The sequence below is a fragment of the Streptomyces sp. NBC_01320 genome (assembly GCF_035974375.1).
Taxonomy (GTDB): domain Bacteria; phylum Actinomycetota; class Actinomycetes; order Streptomycetales; family Streptomycetaceae; genus Streptomyces; species Streptomyces yanii.
Genome location: NZ_CP108390.1, coordinates 11,655,268 through 11,670,766 on the forward strand (window position 1 = coordinate 11,655,268; position 15,499 = coordinate 11,670,766).

Annotated in this window: 10 protein-coding genes and 9 pseudogenes; 13 read left to right on the forward strand and 6 right to left on the reverse strand. The window is 68.8% G+C overall.

Translation table 11 applies throughout. From position 1 onward, the window contains the following. Window positions 1-151 precede the first annotated feature (151 nt). Window positions 152-322 (forward strand): 50S ribosomal protein L32, encoded by a 171-nt coding sequence (gene rpmF / locus OG395_RS53920; protein WP_327241236.1) that lies wholly within the window; start codon window positions 152-154, stop codon window positions 320-322. 20 nt (window positions 323-342) lie between these two features. Then, window positions 343-1,500, forward strand: coding sequence for a GTP-binding protein (locus tag OG395_RS53925; protein ID WP_327249224.1), 1,158 nt, complete (start codon window positions 343-345; stop codon window positions 1,498-1,500). 126 nt (window positions 1,501-1,626) lie between these two features. On the opposite strand, the pseudogene OG395_RS53930 reads toward OG395_RS53925, so the two are convergent. Beyond that, window positions 1,627-1,842, reverse strand: a pseudogene (locus OG395_RS53930) (helicase associated domain-containing protein); the annotation flags it as partial. Window positions 1,843-2,283: 441 nt separating this feature from the next. Between OG395_RS53930 and OG395_RS53935 the strand changes: the two are divergent. Both OG395_RS53935 and OG395_RS53940 read left to right on the forward strand, forming a co-directional pair. Further along, a pseudogene (locus OG395_RS53935) lies at window positions 2,284-2,706 on the forward strand (IS30 family transposase); the annotation flags it as partial. Between the two features lie 89 nt (window positions 2,707-2,795). Further along, on the forward strand, window positions 2,796-3,428 hold the full coding sequence (locus OG395_RS53940) for a DUF2461 family protein (RefSeq protein WP_327241235.1): 633 nt from the start codon (window positions 2,796-2,798) through the stop codon (window positions 3,426-3,428). A 2-nt stretch (window positions 3,429-3,430) separates the two neighbouring features. On the opposite strand, the pseudogene OG395_RS53945 reads toward OG395_RS53940, so the two are convergent. Then, window positions 3,431-3,761 (reverse strand): annotated as a pseudogene (locus OG395_RS53945) (hypothetical protein); the annotation flags it as partial. Between the two features lie 220 nt (window positions 3,762-3,981). On the opposite strand from OG395_RS53945, the pseudogene OG395_RS53950 reads away from it, so the two are divergent. The 3 genes and pseudogenes from OG395_RS53950 to OG395_RS53960 all read left to right on the forward strand — a co-directional run. Then, window positions 3,982-4,089 (forward strand): annotated as a pseudogene (locus OG395_RS53950) (DNA-binding response regulator); the annotation flags it as partial. Between the two features lie 147 nt (window positions 4,090-4,236). Beyond that, window positions 4,237-4,614, forward strand: a complete 378-nt coding sequence (locus OG395_RS53955) for a zf-HC2 domain-containing protein (protein WP_327241234.1) — start codon at window positions 4,237-4,239, stop codon at window positions 4,612-4,614. Window positions 4,615-4,767: 153 nt separating this feature from the next. Further along, a pseudogene (locus tag OG395_RS53960) lies at window positions 4,768-5,865 on the forward strand (integrase core domain-containing protein). A 55-nt stretch (window positions 5,866-5,920) separates the two neighbouring features. On the opposite strand, the gene OG395_RS53965 reads toward OG395_RS53960, so the two are convergent. Together OG395_RS53965 and OG395_RS53970 are read right to left on the reverse strand one after the other, a co-directional pair. Beyond that, window positions 5,921-7,627 (reverse strand): IS1182 family transposase, encoded by a 1,707-nt coding sequence (locus tag OG395_RS53965; protein WP_327249223.1) that lies wholly within the window; start codon window positions 7,625-7,627, stop codon window positions 5,921-5,923. A 206-nt stretch (window positions 7,628-7,833) separates the two neighbouring features. Next, on the reverse strand, window positions 7,834-8,784 hold the full coding sequence (locus OG395_RS53970; protein ID WP_327241233.1) for a Ppx/GppA phosphatase family protein: 951 nt from the start codon (window positions 8,782-8,784) through the stop codon (window positions 7,834-7,836). A 193-nt stretch (window positions 8,785-8,977) separates the two neighbouring features. Here OG395_RS53970 and OG395_RS53975 point away from each other — a divergent pair. Further along, a pseudogene (locus OG395_RS53975) lies at window positions 8,978-9,240 on the forward strand (kinase); the annotation flags it as partial. 13 nt (window positions 9,241-9,253) lie between these two features. Here the strand turns inward: OG395_RS53975 and OG395_RS53980 are convergent. Beyond that, window positions 9,254-10,042, reverse strand: coding sequence for a hypothetical protein (locus OG395_RS53980; protein WP_327249751.1), 789 nt, complete (start codon window positions 10,040-10,042; stop codon window positions 9,254-9,256). On the opposite strand from OG395_RS53980, the pseudogene OG395_RS53985 reads away from it, so the two are divergent. From OG395_RS53985 to OG395_RS54000, 4 genes and pseudogenes are all read left to right on the forward strand, one after another. Further along, window positions 10,008-10,199: pseudogene (locus OG395_RS53985) on the forward strand (hypothetical protein); the annotation flags it as partial. The gene OG395_RS53980 and the pseudogene OG395_RS53985 sit on opposite strands and share 35 nt — an antisense overlap. Before the next feature lie 151 nt (window positions 10,200-10,350). Continuing rightward, window positions 10,351-10,481, forward strand: a pseudogene (locus OG395_RS53990) (transcriptional regulator); the annotation flags it as partial. Window positions 10,482-11,059: 578 nt separating this feature from the next. After that, window positions 11,060-11,278, forward strand: coding sequence for a hypothetical protein (locus OG395_RS53995; RefSeq protein ID WP_327241232.1), 219 nt, complete (start codon window positions 11,060-11,062; stop codon window positions 11,276-11,278). A gap of 468 nt (window positions 11,279-11,746) precedes the next feature. Then, window positions 11,747-12,289, forward strand: a complete 543-nt coding sequence (locus OG395_RS54000; protein WP_327241231.1) for a hypothetical protein — start codon at window positions 11,747-11,749, stop codon at window positions 12,287-12,289. A gap of 746 nt (window positions 12,290-13,035) precedes the next feature. On the opposite strand, the gene OG395_RS54005 is transcribed toward OG395_RS54000, so the two are convergent. Next, a complete protein-coding gene (locus OG395_RS54005) occupies window positions 13,036-14,226 on the reverse strand; it encodes an ATP-binding protein (RefSeq protein WP_327241230.1) in 1,191 nt (396 codons plus the stop codon). 500 nt (window positions 14,227-14,726) lie between these two features. Here OG395_RS54005 and OG395_RS54010 point away from each other — a divergent pair. Then, window positions 14,727-15,470, forward strand: a pseudogene (locus tag OG395_RS54010) (winged helix-turn-helix domain-containing protein); the annotation flags it as partial. Window positions 15,471-15,499 lie beyond the last annotated feature (29 nt).

Genomic DNA, 15,499 nt, shown 5'->3' on the forward strand with positions numbered 1-15,499 from the left:
AATCGTTTTCAACTAGAGCCACAAGCGAGCGCCCGGTTACCGGCCGCTGCAGGCGCGACTGCCGTCAACGTCAAGTCGACCAATTGGAATCGACATCCATTTTCATCTAAGTTGAGCGCGGCACTGTCCCCCAACACCCCCGGAGGTCCCCATGGCCGTTCCCAAGCGGAAGATGTCCCGCAGCAACACCCGCAACCGCCGCGCCCAGTGGAAGGCGACCACCGCCCAGCTGGTGCCCATCACGGTCGACGGCTCGGTGTACCTCGTGCCGCAGCGGCTGGTGAAGGCGTACGAGCGCGGCCTGATCCGCCCCGAGGGCTGATCCCCGTGACGTACACGCCGATGCAAGGCCGGCTGCCCGTGACCGTCCTGTCCGGGTTTCTCGGCGCGGGGAAGACCACCCTGCTCAACCATGTGCTCGGCAACCGCGAAGGGCTGCGGGTGGCGGTCATTGTCAACGACATGAGCGAGGTCAACATTGACGCTGCGCTGGTGAGCGGCGGCGAGGCGGCTTTGTCCCGCACCGAGGAGCGGCTGGTCGAGATGACCAACGGGTGCATCTGCTGCACCCTGCGCGACGACCTGCTCGAAGAGGTCGAGCGGCTGGCCCGCGAGGGACGCTTCGACTATCTCCTGATCGAGTCCAGCGGCATCTCGGAGCCGATGCCCGTGGCCGCCACCTTCTCCTTCCCGCGCGAAGACGGCGCCACCCTCGGCGATCTGGCCTGCCTGGACACGATGGTGACCGTGGTGGACGCCGCGAACTTCCTGGCCGAGCTCGGCGGCGGCGACGAGCTCGTCGCGCGCGGTCTCGACCAGTACGAGGACGACGAGCGCACCGTCAGCGATCTCCTCATGGACCAGGTCGAGTTCGCGGATGTCATCGTGCTGAACAAGCTCGACCTGGTCGGGCCCGACGAGGCCGCCCGACTTCGGGCGGCCCTGTCCCGGCTCAACCCCGAGGCCCGGATCGTGCCCGCCGTACGCGGCCGGGTGGCCCTCGAACAGGTGCTGGGCACCGGCCTGTTCGACGTCGAACGGGCCCAGCAGGCCCCGGGCTGGGTGAAGGAGCTCAACGGCGACCACGTGCCGGAGACGGAGGAGTACGGCATCTCCTCAATGGTGTTCCGCGCGGACCGGCCGTTTCACCCGCACCGGCTGTGGACCTTCGTCACCAAGAGGCTCGACAGCGGCACCTTCGGGCGGATCCTGCGCTCGAAGGGATTCTTCTGGCTCGCGAGCCGCCCCCGGGTGACCGGACTGTGGTCACAGGCGGGTGCGGTGGCCCGGTTCGAACCCTCGGGCGCCCGCGGCCCGGAAACCACGCAGGGTCAGGAGCTGGTCTTCATCGGCACCGGGCTGCGCACCGAGGCGCTCCGGGCGGCGCTCGACGCCTGTCTGCTCGGCTCGGACGAAGCCGTACCAGCCGAGGACGACTTCCCCGAGTGGGAGACGTACGGCATCGACGACGCGTGCGAGCACGAGCACGCAGCGGCCTGATTCCACCTCCGCCTTTGCGGTTCAGGCGCCAGACGCCGCAAGTCTCTCTGCGGCCGGCGGCTGGCGCTACTGCGACGACGGGAACCGGCTGAGCGTCGCTCCTCGAGCGGCGCCCGCCGCAGCGCCCTCGACGGCCGTCAGCTGCGCGGCACGCTCTTCCGCGCGCTCCGGATCTTTGCCCAGGCCGCCTTTCCTGCGGAGGTTGGCGATCAGCTGCCCGATGGGCAGCAGGTCGTTGTCGCGCTCGCCCCAGACGGCGTCCTGCCTCGGGGCCAGGTGCCCGTGCGCACGCCGGTACAAGCGCAGCATTGCCAGCTTCGTCTTCCAGGCTTCCTCCCCGGGTGCCTCGCACGCGATGACGATCACCGAGACCCTTGTCGAGATGCGGTGGCCACCGCCGAAGCCGCGGTGGCGAGCCGGGACGGGATCGGCACGATCGCCTCGTACGCCACCGAGGTGCCGCTCCCGTCGACCGGCACCTGGACTACCGCGGGCAAGGGCGGCGCCCAGGCCGACGTTGTGCTGGTCACCCCGGAGGCTGGAGTGCCGCTGCTGTTCATCGAGGTCGACGAGCACGCCGGACGGTCAACGAATCCGTCTCCTCCACACTCATTGTCAACGGCGGAATGGAGCCGCCGTGATGACGAGTCCAGCACTTTTTGCCCGTCGGCGAGCCTTTGGGGCTTGCTTGAGTCGTGTGCGGTGAATAGCTGCTTGCACGGTTCTGAGGGGGCGGGGACGCAGCAATGCGCCCCCGCTACCCGACTGATCATCAGCAAGGACGGGGCGTCGGCGATCGGCACCCTGGTCGAACGCACCACCCGCTACGTGATGCTCGTCCATCTGCCCGACGGCCGCAGCGCGGAACTGGTCCGCGACGCTCTCGTGGACACCGTCCAGGCCCTGCCCGCTCACCTGACGCGCTCGCTGACCTGGGACCAGGGCAGCGAGATGGCCGCTCATGGCTCCTTCACCATAGCCACCAACATTCCGGTGTACTTCTGTGATCCCGCCAGTCCCTGGCAGCGCGGCTCGAACGAAAACACCAACGGACTGCTGCGGCAGTACTTCCCGAAGGGAACCGACCTCTCGGCCCATACCCGCGAGCACCTGGACACGGTCGCCGCCGAACTCAACGGCCGCCCGAGGAAGACCCTCGCCTGGGAAACCCCGGCCCAGCGCCTGCATAAACTGATCGCAGCCTGACCAACCGACCACGTGTTGCGACGACCACTGGAATCCAAGGTAAGGGCCCGCGGGCACTTCCCGAACGACCAGGCCGCTATCCTGCGCGCATGCGCGGACAGTTCACCGGCTGGCCGGAGCAGGCCATGGACGTGTTGTGGCAGCTCCAGGGCGAACCGACCCACGCGACTCGCGAGCGCCACCGCGCGGACCGCGAACGCCTGGTCCGGCAGCCGATGATCGCCCTGCTCAACGAGGTCGCGGACACCGACCCCCGGTACGAGGACTTCTCCGTCTGGCACTACCGCACCGACTCCTGGTGGTGGCAGCACCAGGGCGCGGTGATCCGGCTCGGCCGCAAGATCGAGATCGGTCTCCGGTTCTCCCTGGACGGCCTGCGGATCCAGGGCGCCTGGTGGTACCCCGATCCCGGCCAGGTGGACATGTTCCGCAAAGCCGTGGCCTCCGAGGGGAGCGGCCGCGAACTGTCCGCCATCGTCGAGGACGTGCGGAAGAAGGGCTACGACATCTCCGGGGACGTGATGAAACGCCCCCCGCGCGGCTATCCGACAGACCACTCCCGTACGAACCTGCTGCGCCACCGTTCTCTGATCGCCGCCCGTCCCCTCGGCTGCGAGGAGTGGCTGCACACCCCCGAGGCGGTCGACCGAGTCCTCTCGGCCGCCGCTGACCTGGACGCCCTGCTGATGTGGCTGGTCCGCCACGTGAAGCGCGACGCCTGACATCACGAGGGCCCCGCGCGGCACGGGAGGAACCCAACCCGTGCCGTCGGCCCCGCGCTCAGATAGGTGACGCGCACCTTCAGCGCCGATCGGTGGTCCATCGCCCGATGACCGTCCGGCACCTCGGCCAGGGGGACGGCATGGTCGAAGACGGGCCCCGGATCGAGGACCCCGGAGAGCACATCCGGCAGGAGTTTGGGATTGTAGGCGCGGATTGGGGCGATGCCCCCGCGCAACGCGATGTTGCGGTCGAACATCCGGCGCAGAACGACCCCCGCGTTTTCCGCCGTACGGCGCCCCGACACAACCGACCGCACCGCCGTCCCGGGTGAGAGCGGGCCGTGAGACACCGCAGGTCAGCGGTCTGCCCGTCCGGAGCGGCCTCAGTAAACCTGGCGGGGGTGCACCGAGAGCTGAGACAACCGCAGATGAAGCAGCGTGAGACACCGCGAGAAGTCGCAGGTCACAGCCTCGGCGTATGCAAGGAAGCGCGAGACCCTACAGCTCTGTAGGGTTTCAAATTTCGCGGCACAATCTCAGCTCCGATGGCACATTGACCAAGCTGGCGGCTCGTGACCGGGCCCAGCTCGTCGTCATCGCCTACGAGTGCGGGCTGGTCAGTCCGGCGACCGAACCGGGTCGCGCGCAGGCGCCCGCATAAATCGCCGGCACGGTGTTACGTGTTCCGCCCCGGCCGTAGGCCGGCGCGGTGGATACTGCGGCCGTGGTAGCCGTAAATCGCTGCGCGGGGACGACGCGCGGGGGGCCGTTCCTGGGAGATGGTGAGACCACGAACGGAGGTTTCGCCATGATCGGAGCCCACTGCCTGACCACGGAGTACGGCGACGAGGCAGCCGTCGAGGAATGCCGCAGGTTCTGTGAACTGCTGGCCGGATACGCGCTCAAGACTCTCGCACCCGATGAGGCGAGCGCGGTGGGGTCTCACCTGGCAACCTGCGACACATGCCGGGACGAGCATGACTGCCTCGCAGCCGTGGCGGCACATCTGTCCCTTCTCCGCGACGCCCTGGCCTGCGGCAGAGGCCAAAATCGGCGGATGTGCGCGGTCACCCGGGCCGAATGCGGCCACGCCTCGCCCCGTCGCCGCAGCCCGGACCGGGCGGCCCTGCCCATGCAGATCACACTGTCCCAATGGGTCAGCAAGACCACGACGTACTTCGGGTGAGCGGATCTCGTGGAAGCGACGACGTTGCCCCTGCCGATAACCTCATCCGCCCTGGTGGGAGCCGGTGTGCGGTGATCTTTGGGATGTCGGGCGCGGGGCCGTGCGTCGGCGGGCTCTGGCAGGGGTGATGATCACCCGGCATCATGTTCGGTCGTGCTGCTGAGGCTGGCGTATCTGGGCGTGACAAACGCGTTGGCGATGCTGCGACTGCTGCCGATGGACGACCGGGACAAGGACGTGGGAATCCTGGCTCTATGCCATCAGATCAAGGTGCTGGAACGGCAGTTGGGCGGGCAGCGTGTGCGGTTCACGGCGAGCGGCCGGGTGTTCCTGGCGGCGTTGCTGCATCGTCTGCCGTCCCGGGTGCTTCGCGGGGTGTGGTTGGTGGTAGATCCGGACGCGCTGCTGCGCTGGCATCGTGATCTGGTCGCCCGCCGCCACGCGGCCCGGTCTCGGCCCAAGCGCTCGGGACGGCCGCGGACCGTGCGCTCGATCCGGCTCCTGGTGTTGCGGCTTGCGCGGGAGAACCTGAGCTGGGGGTAGCGCCGCATCCACGGCGGATTGCTCGTTCTCGGGATCAAGGTGGCCGCCTTTACGGTCTGGGGAATCCTCCGGGAGGCCGGGATCGACCCGGCGTCCCAACGGGCCTCAAGCACGTGGGCAGGCTTCCTACGCTCGCAGGCAGACGCCCTGCCGGCATGCGATTTCTTCGAGACGGTCACCTTGTCCGGGGCGCGGCTGTACGTGTTCGCGGTGATCGAGCACTCGAGCCGGCGGATCCGGATCCTGGGCGCCGCCGCGCATCGCAGCGCGTCCTGGGTAGCGCAGGCGGCGAAGAACCTCGTCATGGACCTCGAGGACGCGGGACGCCACGCGCGCTACATGATCAGGGACCGGGACGGGAAATTCCCCGCCCTGTTCGACGCGATCCTCAACGGTGCGGGCATTGAAGTCGTGCTCACCGGAGTCCGCATGCCCGGCATGAACTCAATCATGGAGAGATGGGTGCAGACCTGCCGACGCGAGCTGCTGGACCGGACCTTGATCTGGAACCAGCGGCATCTGCTCCACGCCCTGCGCGAGTTCGAACAGTTCTACAACTCCCACCGACCCCACCAGGGCATCGCCAACGCCCGCCCACTGCGTCCCTTGCCGACGCCGATCACCGATCCGGACCAGATCGCCCGCCTCGACATACGACGACGCGACTGCCTCGGCCACACCCTCCACGAGTACCAGCATGCGGCCTGAACTGGACGGATGAGGTTTTCGGCAGGCGCAGGATCTTGGTGGCTAATCCCAACTGTCATGCAGCGAGGCGGAGTTGGAGTCTGGCGAGGTGGCTGTGGCTGCCGCGGTCGAGGGGGTGGCCGTTCCACCAGGCGTTGAGTCGGATGAGGTTGAGGGCGGTGGCGCTGGTGGTGTGGTCGAGGTGGGTCTTGGCAAGGCCGCGGTAGCGGGCTCGGCGTAGGCCGGTGGTGTGGGTGGCCTGGCGGATGGCACCCTCGACCCCGGCGCGGAGCGCATAGTCACGTTGCCAGGTTCCGTTCTGTTGCTGGGCGCGGGCGGTGCGGATGGCCTCGGTGAGCTCACGGGGGTAGAGGCTGAGCCGGCGGCCCTTTCGTGAGCTGGTGCACTGCTCCTTGGTCGGACAGGGGATGCAGTCCAGGGCGGCGAAGGCGACGACGGTCTTGGCCACGCCTTCCTGGACGACGTCGTTCCAGGTGGCACTGATCTTTCCGGCCGGACAGACGGCTCGCTTGCGATCCCAATCGATGGCGAAGTCGTGTGCGGCGAAGCCTTGTTGGGCCTTGGCCTGGCGGGAGGTGTCGAGCAGGACCGGGGTGACCAAGGCGATGCCGTAGTCCTTGGCGGACGAGACGATCAGGTCGGCGCTGGGGTAGCCGGAGTCGAGGTAGTGCCGGGCGGGCAGCAGGTGGCGGCGGCGAAAGGCCTGGTGGATCGTGTCCAGGGCTTTACTGTCCGGCAGGGTGGAACAGGTGGTCGTGACATTGGTGATCAGGTTCGGGCGGGTCGGCCGGTCGCCGTCGGCCTGCGGGTGGCAGGTCTCCGAGACGTGCAGCTTGTAGCCGTTCCAGAACAGGTCACGCTTGGCGGACCAACGCGTGTCGGTGTCGTAGGGAGAGGCCAGGCGTATCGGGGCGGGCGGCAGGCCGTCGCCGCCGTCGTCGGTCCGCTCGCGCTGCCGGATCCGCAGCCTGCCGGCCCGGTCGGTGGTGCGGGTGTAGTTCTGCACCAGCACGCACCGTAGGGTCTGCACCGCGGGCAGCTCGCGCAGCCACCCCGGCGAGGCGGGCGCGTAGAGGGCCTGCAGCAGCGTGAAGCCGTCGGCGGCGTAGGCGAGCGCGAGTTCGTACTGCTTGGTCTTGGAACTCGGCAGTCGCCAGTTGTCGATCCGGTCCGCGTAGCGGTGGCTCCAGTCCTCCACCACCAGCACCTGATCGACCCATTCGGGGCATGCGGCGGCCAGCGCGTTCAGGGCAGCGCGGACGCTCTCGCCGACCAGCTCGAGCCGGTTCAGATCCCGCACCGCGGCAACGATGTGTGTGGAGTCGGTGCGCTGGCTGCCGCCCGCCTGCACCAGATCCAGGGTCTGCAGGCGCTCCAGCAACAGGTCCAGCACACGTTCCTCCAGGCCGTGGGCGACAACACGGGAGCGGAACTCTGACAGCACGCTGTGGTCGAAGCCCGGATCCTCCAGATCCAGGCCGAGTGCGTACTTCCAGGCGAGGTTCTCGCGAACCTCGTCAGCAGCCTGCCGATCCGTCAGGTTCGTAGCCTTCTGCAGCACTGTGACCAGCGCCAGACGCCCCGGCGACCAGCCCGGCTTGCCCACCTGGCCGAACGCGTCAGCAAAGGCCGCGTCCGGGAACAGCTCCCCGAGCCGGTCACGAACCTGCACCGCCAGAGGCGCCTCGCGCCTGCCCCGATACATCGCCCGGATCGCCGCCGCGACCTGCGGATCCGGCTCAGGCCAGGACTGCGGTTGCATCGACACGACACACACTCCGATCCCCAAGGAACCACGACAAGATCAACGACCAGCATGATCCCATCCGCTGGAACCACCGCTCCTACGGCGATCAACTCCGCGTCACAGCAACCGAATTCGAATTAGCCACCAAGATCGCGCAGGCGTGCATCCGGTGCAGCACCGGAGCTCTGCCGGTGATGTGCTGCTCCCACCTGTGTAGCCAGTCAGTGTGCTCGGGGGTGCCGGGTTGTGGTGTGGGGCATGCCGAGGCGTTCGAGCAGTAGTCCTTCTCGGGTGGACCAGGGGCAGATTTCGACGTTCTTGGCCCCGCAGGCTTCCATGAGGGCTTGTGCGATCAGGGCTCCGGCCAGGGACTGTTCGGCGCGGTGTCGGGAGATGCCCGGCAGTTTGGAACGGCGGGACGGTCCCGCGGTGGCCAGCAGGGAGACTGACGTGCGTAGTTGGGGTAGCGCGAGCTGCCGTCCGGCCCGCGGTGTCTTGCCCTGAGCGGCGGCGAGCCGGGCGAGCTGTTCGAAGGACTTGGAGCAGGCCAGCACCCGCCCGCCCGTTTCGGCCTGCGGCAGGCCGGGGACGGCTTCCAGGGACTGGCGCAGGTGCTGCCGGACCTCGGCCAGTCGGCGTGGAGATGGTGCGGTGCCGCCGGGAAGCCAGTCCCGGGTGATCCTGCGGGCGCCCAGGGGCAGCGAGTAGACGACGCGGGGCCGGTCTCCGGTGCCGGAGGCGATCTCTACCGTACCGCCGCCGATATCCAGGACCAGCAGCTGCCCGGCCATCGAGCCTGCCCACTGGCGGGCGGCCACGTAGGCCAGCCGTGCCTCCTCCTCGCCGGTCAGCACGCGAAGGCGGGTGCCGGTGGTGCGTGCCACGCGCGCGATGATCTCGTCGCGGTTGGGTGCGTCCCGGATGACGGAGGTCGCGAACGCGAACACTTCCGGCCCGCGCAGACGGGGGTCAGCGGCGACGGCCTCGGCCACTGCCCGTTCGACGCTCTTCACGCCGGTCTTGTCCAGCCGTCCCTTGCGGTCGAGGGTCTCGTGCAGTCTCAGCCGCACCTTGCGGGAGAACACCGGCTCCAGCACCGTCCCCGGGCGCCGTCGCACCACCGTCAGCAACGCACTGTGGCACCCGACATCGAGCACACCTGCCTGCCGCATCCCATCGCCTCCCCTGGCCTGGCCCTCGACCGGACCGGCTCCTTCCCCGATCCTCCGACAGCCCCGACGACGGTGCGACGGGGATTCCAGCCCACCGCGTGAGCATAACGTCACCATCCGTGCCCCCTCCGCCCCGGCCCACAGGGGTAGAGCTGCGCCGACGGACGGGCGGTGTCGGTAGCTCGCTCGGGTGATGGTGGCCAACGAAAAGACGAGGCTGGTCGTGCTGCGAGGGAACAGCGCCTCGGGGAAGTCGTCCGTCGCGGCGGGCCTCCGCGACCGTTTTGGCCGCGGTCTGGCGCTCGTGGGTCAGGACAACCTCCGCCGGATCGTTTTGCGTGAGCGGGACCGGGCTGGTGCGGCGGACATCAGCCGGATCGACCTGACGGCCCGCTACGCGCTGGACGCGGGTACCACGTTGTTCTCGAAGGGATCCTGTACGCCGGCCACTACGGCGCCTGGTAGATCATCACGTTCTGCCGTGCTTCCCCCTCCATTCCGTGAGCGCGGTGAGGGCGTTCTGGGCACGGGGGAGTTCGCCTCCGAAAGCACCGGCGGCGAGCAGCGGCCAGGTGTCGGTGAGTTCCGCCTCGATGGTGGTGGCGAGTCCGTTGTTGTCGTAGCCCCAGGTGGAGTCGAGGAAGAACTCTCCGGCCCAGGGGCAGGCACGGAAGCCGATGTCTGTGTCCATGGCGATCATGGAGGCCAGGAACTCGAACCGGGCGCATGCTTCGCGGTAAGCGGCGTCGTTGGGCTCGATGAGGCGGAAGGGTTCGCGCAGCGTGTCCTTCAGCCAGTTGCTCTGGGGGTAGTAGAACCTGCCCCCGTTCTCGGCAGGTTGCAGGCCGTGCATGCCGTCGGCGCTGAGGACCCGGTTGGGGTTGAGGAACCACGCCGGGCCCGGGCGGATGTGCCCGGAGTGGGGGACGGCCCACTCCGGGTGGTGAAGGGCGGTAGCCAGGAGTTCCTCGCGGCGGCTGAGGACGGCGGCGACGTCGATCGTCCAGGTGGCCAGCAGCGCCGGAAGGTGACGCAGCTTCTCCAGGTACTTGTTGTAGGTGCCCGGTGTGGTGTCGCGCAGGTGGACGAGGCGCTCGACGGCGCGCCGCCATACGTGGTCGTGCGAGCCGTCGTTGTGGAAGACCCCAGTGGCCAGCAGGTGCAACAGGGTGTCGCTGTCGGCTCGGTAGCCGCGGACGTTGGAGCCGAAGGTGTCCGCCCAGGAGTCGCAGGCGCAGACGAAGCAGGAGCTGCGCAAGCAACGACGGCGTCTCCAGGACGCCGGATGCCGCCGCTTCTTTGCCGGGCAGTCGCGCCGGCCCCGGCCCCGGCAGAACCGCATCGGCAGCGCGGCCGTGCGCCGCGATGCGCGCGCCCTGTCCCGGGTGCGGCACTCCACCGCGTGGCTGTGGTGACGATGCAGTGCACCGAGCCGGAGCCGGAGGAGGACCGAGACCGGGAGCCGGGCAAGCCCCGCCGCGGCCTGTTCCGCCGCCGGACCTGACCCGGGCAAGCCCAACGGGAGCCTGGGCAAGCCGCTCCGAACGGCGTACCCAGGCCCGCGAACCCGGCGCAATGAAGGGCCAGCTGCGAACCTCCTGGCCGTGATGCCGCTCGCGTGCGTCTCGCTGGGCATCATCCCGTTCACCGCGCAGCGCACCGTGTGGCCACTGGAGGCGTTCTACCTCCACGACGACTTCGAACGGCTGGATCGCCTGGAGGCCGCGCCCGCGATCCGGGCTGTCTGAACTGCCAGGGGCTTGCCCGGCCCTGAGGGAGCGGTGCCGTGCGGCGCGGAGGGGGGTTGCATCCAAGGGCGGGTGGACAGTGGGCTGGACGGTTGCTTTCAGCGGGGGACCGGAGGTACTGCCGCAGGTGTGGACCCCCCAAATCGGGCACCGCCCATTTCTGCAGGTCACCCCTTGTGGGCAAGCCGGTCCCGTGCGCCGACACCTCTTTCCCCCGCGATAGCCGAGGGAAAGAGGACTCCTTCGGGCCCCGGGGCCGGCGGGCTGCGGCGGAGGAAATCCCTGGTCGCCCGTTGATCGGGATAGCAGGCTCTGCCTCCACTCGAAGGGAGCTCCGCGATAACCGGTACGGAACGCGTCGACTGCACCGATTGCTTCGCCCTGCCGGGCCCCGACAACACCCGCATCGCGTACGTGAAGACCGGCGGCGGGATCAGCGAGACCTGGCACACCCCCGACTGCCCGGCCCTGGCGATCACACAGATCAACATGGAGGAGGGAAGCAAGCGGGTCCGAGAACAGGACGCATGGGCCCGGGGCGTCTTCCCCGCCGCGCACGAGCGGCTCAGGAAGGCCTCGGCCGCGATGCCCGCGGGCACCGCCGCCAGCCCTTCGTCGACGCCCTGAGCGAGCTGGTCCAGGCACAGGCCGACACCACCGGCATCGTCGTCCTGCACCGCTGGGCCGAGATCCTGGAGTGGCACTTCCCGCCGGAGCTCCCCGACCCCGACCGCACCACCGAGTAGCCACACCCGGGAACTCCACCGCTGGGGCGCCGGCGTTCCGTTGGGCCGGGGGATCTGGCCGCCGACCTGCGGGCCGATCCGGACACCCGGGTTGCATCGACCGGTCACGCCACTGACTTGCGGTTTGGCCGACGGCTGCGATCGGATCGGTCACACGGCCGGTCACCGGTCACGGCCGCAGACATATGACCGGTCACGAGTGCCGGGCAAGCCCAAGAGGACCCTGGGCAAGCTCACCGTGCGGCAGGCTTGCCCAGCCCCGGAGGCCGGCGGCCAGGACGCGACTTTAGTACTGGAGTGTCGGAGCTGGGCGAAGTAGGGGAGCGAACCGTGCACCGTCGGGCCGAGGGGCGCGCACCACGGGGGAGGGTGTCCCGTGACAGCGAACCTTGAGCGTGTGTCATCGAACCTTGAGCAGCACTGCCCCCAGGGCTTCCCTTAAGGGCTGGCCGTTGTCATGATCCAGCCATGGCTCACAGCAGCTCACCCGTCTACCAGGCGCGCTACGGCTGGGACTTCAGGACCGCTGGAGTCGTAGCGCTTTCCGCCGTCTTCACAGCAGTCCTGCTGCTCCCGGGCGTGCCGCTGTTCGCGCAGATACTGGGCCTGCCGCTCTTCGGCGGGGGCGGGCTGTTCATGTCGTACGTGGCGCTGAGCCGCAAGGTCGCGTTCCGGGTGGACGAGACGGGGGTGCTTCTTGGAGGGAGCCCCGCCCGGTACGGGGCCACCACCAGCCATGTGCCCTGGGATGACATCACAGGTTTCGTGCTCTGGCGCCAGGCTGCGGGCGGCGCTTCCCTGCCCTATGTCGGGGTCACCCGGCGGAAAGGCGCTCCGGCCCTGCCGGGAGATGGCCCAAAGGCCCGTGCTGCCCTCAAGTACCTCGTTCCGGTGCCGGCGGACGTCGCGCTGGCCTCACGGGCGGTGACCGGGTGGCGGCTGGACAAGGACCGACTGGTCACTGCCGTCGCCCACTTTGCGCCCGAGATCCCCGTGCGTGACCTCTCGTAGTCGACGTACGCCTTGTGCGCGCACGCTACGCGCGGTCGATCAAGATTCGTTGGCACGAAGCTCAGCGTTGGATGGCACAGGACAGGGGGGCCGCTGCTCGGGCATGTCGGCGTGTTTCGACATGACAAGAAAATCGAACACGCGATCTAATGCCGTCATGGACTCCGCCGCCTCACGATCTGGTGCAGGCCCAGCTGCGATGCGCCGGTTTGGTGTCAGTGGGGTGTTGTCAGTGACGGTTCGTTAGCTTGACAGGTTCGTGCTGGTCACACGCGCTGGTGGTGTGGACGTCACTGACGTGGAAGTGGTGTAGGGGTGGGCCGCTGCTGTCACGGACCGGTACACCACCAGGTGTCTCACTGTCGTGGAATCGGTGCTTCTTATCCGTGGAGGTGTGCCGGGTTCGAGGCTGGGTCTGGTTCGGGGCCGGTCTGATCGTGGGAGCGCATGGTGGTGGAACGGGACGGGTTGCCCGAGGCCGCGCGTGTGGGGATGCGTGTTACGGCGGTGGGTCGGTTGCTGGAGCTTCGTGCGGCTGCTGCGTTGACGTCGTCGCATGTGCGGGTGGCTGCGGGGGCGTTGGGGGTGTCGGAGCGGACGGTGTGGCCCACTGGATACCGAGGTCGGTGAGCGCGGTGGCGGCGCCGCCCGCGATCCATCCGTTCGCGTTCAGTGTCCCGGTGATTGGGTCGTTGCCCGTGACAGCGACCTTCAGGTGTTTCTCCTCGCCGGCGGGAAGTCCTTCGTCACTCCTTCCCGTGTTCGGTAGCGGCATTGAGTATGTGGCGGATGATGGCCGCGGTTTCGTTCGGGTTGTGGTCCAGCCAGTCGGTGAGGTGTTGGTGGACGACTTCTTGGACGTAGGCGTCTGCTTCGGGATTGCTGAGCCTGGTCCTGGTGGAGCCCTCGAAGGCGGGATGGGCGAGCTTTACGGAGACGACCGCGGTCAGGCCCTCGTGGATGGCTTCGGCGGTGATGTCCTCGTCGTCTGCGGATATCTGCCGCTGACGGCGCGCGTAATGGTTGACGAGGTCTGTGAGCGCGGTACGGAAGCCCTGTTCGTGGGCGCCGCCCTCATGGGTTCGGGTGCTGTTCGCGAAGGAGTGGAGCTTTCCCGGGGGCCAGGTGTTCCACTGCATGGCGACCTGTACGAAGATCGTCTCGTCCTGATTCTCCGACTCGAAGGCGATGGCGGGGGAGTGGACGAGACTCGGGGGGTAGGGGTTGAGGTGGGCGACGTAGGCCCGAAGGCCGTCCGCGTGGTGGTAGCGGACCGGCCGCTGCGGACGCTCGTCGGTGAGTGAGATGGCCAGGCCCCCGTTGAGGAAGGCAAGTTCCTGGAGGCGCTCCGACAGCGTGGCGAACGAGTAGCGGGTGGTGTCGAAGATGTCGGCGTCGGGCAAGAACGCAATTGCGGTGCCGTGTTCGCTCGTCTCCTCGTTCCTCGTCAAGGGAGAGATCGGGGTGCCCTTCTCGTACTCCTGGGTCCAGCGGTGGCCGTCTCGGTGGATCTCGACCGTGAGACGGCTCGACAGCGCGTTGACCACACACAGGCCCAGGCCGCTCAGGCCGCCGGAGACCCCGTAGCCGGTGTGGGGCTTGGAGCCGAAGGACAGCTCCGCGAGTTCGCGTTCGATGGCCGACTTGCCGGTGGGCTCCTGCACTTCGACGAGCAGGCCCCGCCCGTTGTCCGCGACGCGAACGCCGCCGTCCGCGGTGATCGTGACGTCGATGGTGTCGGCGTGGCCGGCAAGGTGCTCGTCGACGGCGTACGAGACGACCTCGTACACCAGTTGATGCAGGCCGCGCTCGCCGGTCGAGCCGATGTACATGCCGGGGCGCCTGCGTATCGCCTCGTGGCCCTGGAGTACCTGGATGTGACTGCTGGTGTACTCGTTCACGTTCGCGGGCTGATCGGGGTTGCCGGACTCGGTCATGAAGCACCCTCCCTGGGCCGTCCTGAGCATGTTTGTGGGTAGATGTCACCGAAGCAGCCGACGCTGCTTCCACGCCGTCGCCCGTGCATGTCCATCTTAGGTATCTGGGCGTAAATGCGCAGGTCAGGCCATATGTGATGAGGTCCCAGGTGGTCGTGTCCACGGCTTTACCGAAGCCGCCGTTCTGGGGGGCCGCCGCTGGGAGCGGAGCAGCGCGAAGGCCCCGCCGGAGGCGCGCGGGGGGCGTTCTCGGCTGGGTCCGAGGGGCCTTTCCCCGCTATTTTCCGGCAGGGTGCGACTCGTCTGTGCCGGAGGGCGCCCAGGACGCCGATGACGACGACGTCCGGGTAGGCATCTACGAGTTGGCACGGCAAAAGCCCGCATTCTGACGCGGGCCGGTTCCTCCCCCTTGCCCGTCCGGGCTGTGCCGGAGAAGCGGTAGCAGGGCCACGGCGGCGTTGTACGCGGCACACGCCGCTGTGGCTGGCCGCGAGGACGCCGCCACCTTCGAACAGGAGGTCGCCTACGTCAGGCGAACGCCCGCGCAGGCCGCCCGCGCCGACCTGCGGGTGTCGCTGCGCGGCCCGCTGCCCGCCCTGCTGGACCGCTCCGACCTGCCGGACCGCCTGGCCGGCGTCCTGGAGTGGGTGTGGCGGGAGACGGTGCTGCCCACCTGGCCGCGGCGCAGGGCGGTCCTGGAGTCGGATGTGGTGGCCCGCACCTGCCGGCTGAGCCTGGGCGGCTGGGCCGCGGCGCTGGGAGAGCTGCGGCCCGGGATGCGCTGGCTCGGCGAGAGCCGGCTGCAGATCAACGCCTTCGACTATCCACCGATGAAGGTCTCGGGGACGGGCCTGATGTTCCTGCCCGTCACCCCCTACCGGGGATGGGTCACGGCCGAGGAGCCGCATCGGTACGCGGTGATCTACCCGTGCGCGGGAGCGCTGGCCGAGGGGGAGCGGACCCCGGTGCCCCACTCGCTCGGCAGGCTGCTCGGGACCGGGTGGGCCACGGTGCTGACGCTGCTCGACACACCCAAGAGCACGACGCAGCTCGTCGCCCTGACCGGGCAGCGGCTTGGTTCCGTGGGCCGGCATCTCAAGGTGCTACTCGACGCGTGGCTGGCACAGCGGCGCCGGGCGGGGCGGTCGGTGCTCTACTACCGGACCGCCGCGGCCGACGTGCTCGTCCGGGCGCGGCACGGGCGGGGACCGGCGGCGGACGGCCGGAGCACAGAGCCGTCATAACGCTCCGGACCCGGAGCCGGACCTGGTGC

Excerpts from the sequence above, each read along its gene's own strand:
- OG395_RS54000 (WP_327241231.1), top strand. The coding sequence starts at position 11,747 with ATGGCTCACAGCAGCTCACCCGTCTACCAGGCGCGCTACGGCTGGGAC.
- OG395_RS53955 (WP_327241234.1), top strand. The coding sequence starts at position 4,237 with ATGATCGGAGCCCACTGCCTGACCACGGAGTACGGCGACGAGGCAGCC.
- OG395_RS53940 (WP_327241235.1), top strand. The coding sequence starts at position 2,796 with ATGCGCGGACAGTTCACCGGCTGGCCGGAGCAGGCCATGGACGTGTTG.
- OG395_RS53995 (WP_327241232.1), top strand. The coding sequence starts at position 11,060 with ATGGGCCCGGGGCGTCTTCCCCGCCGCGCACGAGCGGCTCAGGAAGGC.
- OG395_RS53925 (WP_327249224.1), top strand. The coding sequence starts at position 343 with ATGCAAGGCCGGCTGCCCGTGACCGTCCTGTCCGGGTTTCTCGGCGCG.
- OG395_RS53965 (WP_327249223.1), bottom strand. The coding sequence starts at position 7,627 with ATGCAACCGCAGTCCTGGCCTGAGCCGGATCCGCAGGTCGCGGCGGCG.
- OG395_RS54005 (WP_327241230.1), bottom strand. The coding sequence starts at position 14,226 with ATGACCGAGTCCGGCAACCCCGATCAGCCCGCGAACGTGAACGAGTAC.
- OG395_RS53970 (WP_327241233.1), bottom strand. The coding sequence starts at position 8,784 with ATGCGGCAGGCAGGTGTGCTCGATGTCGGGTGCCACAGTGCGTTGCTG.
- rpmF (WP_327241236.1), top strand. The coding sequence starts at position 152 with ATGGCCGTTCCCAAGCGGAAGATGTCCCGCAGCAACACCCGCAACCGC.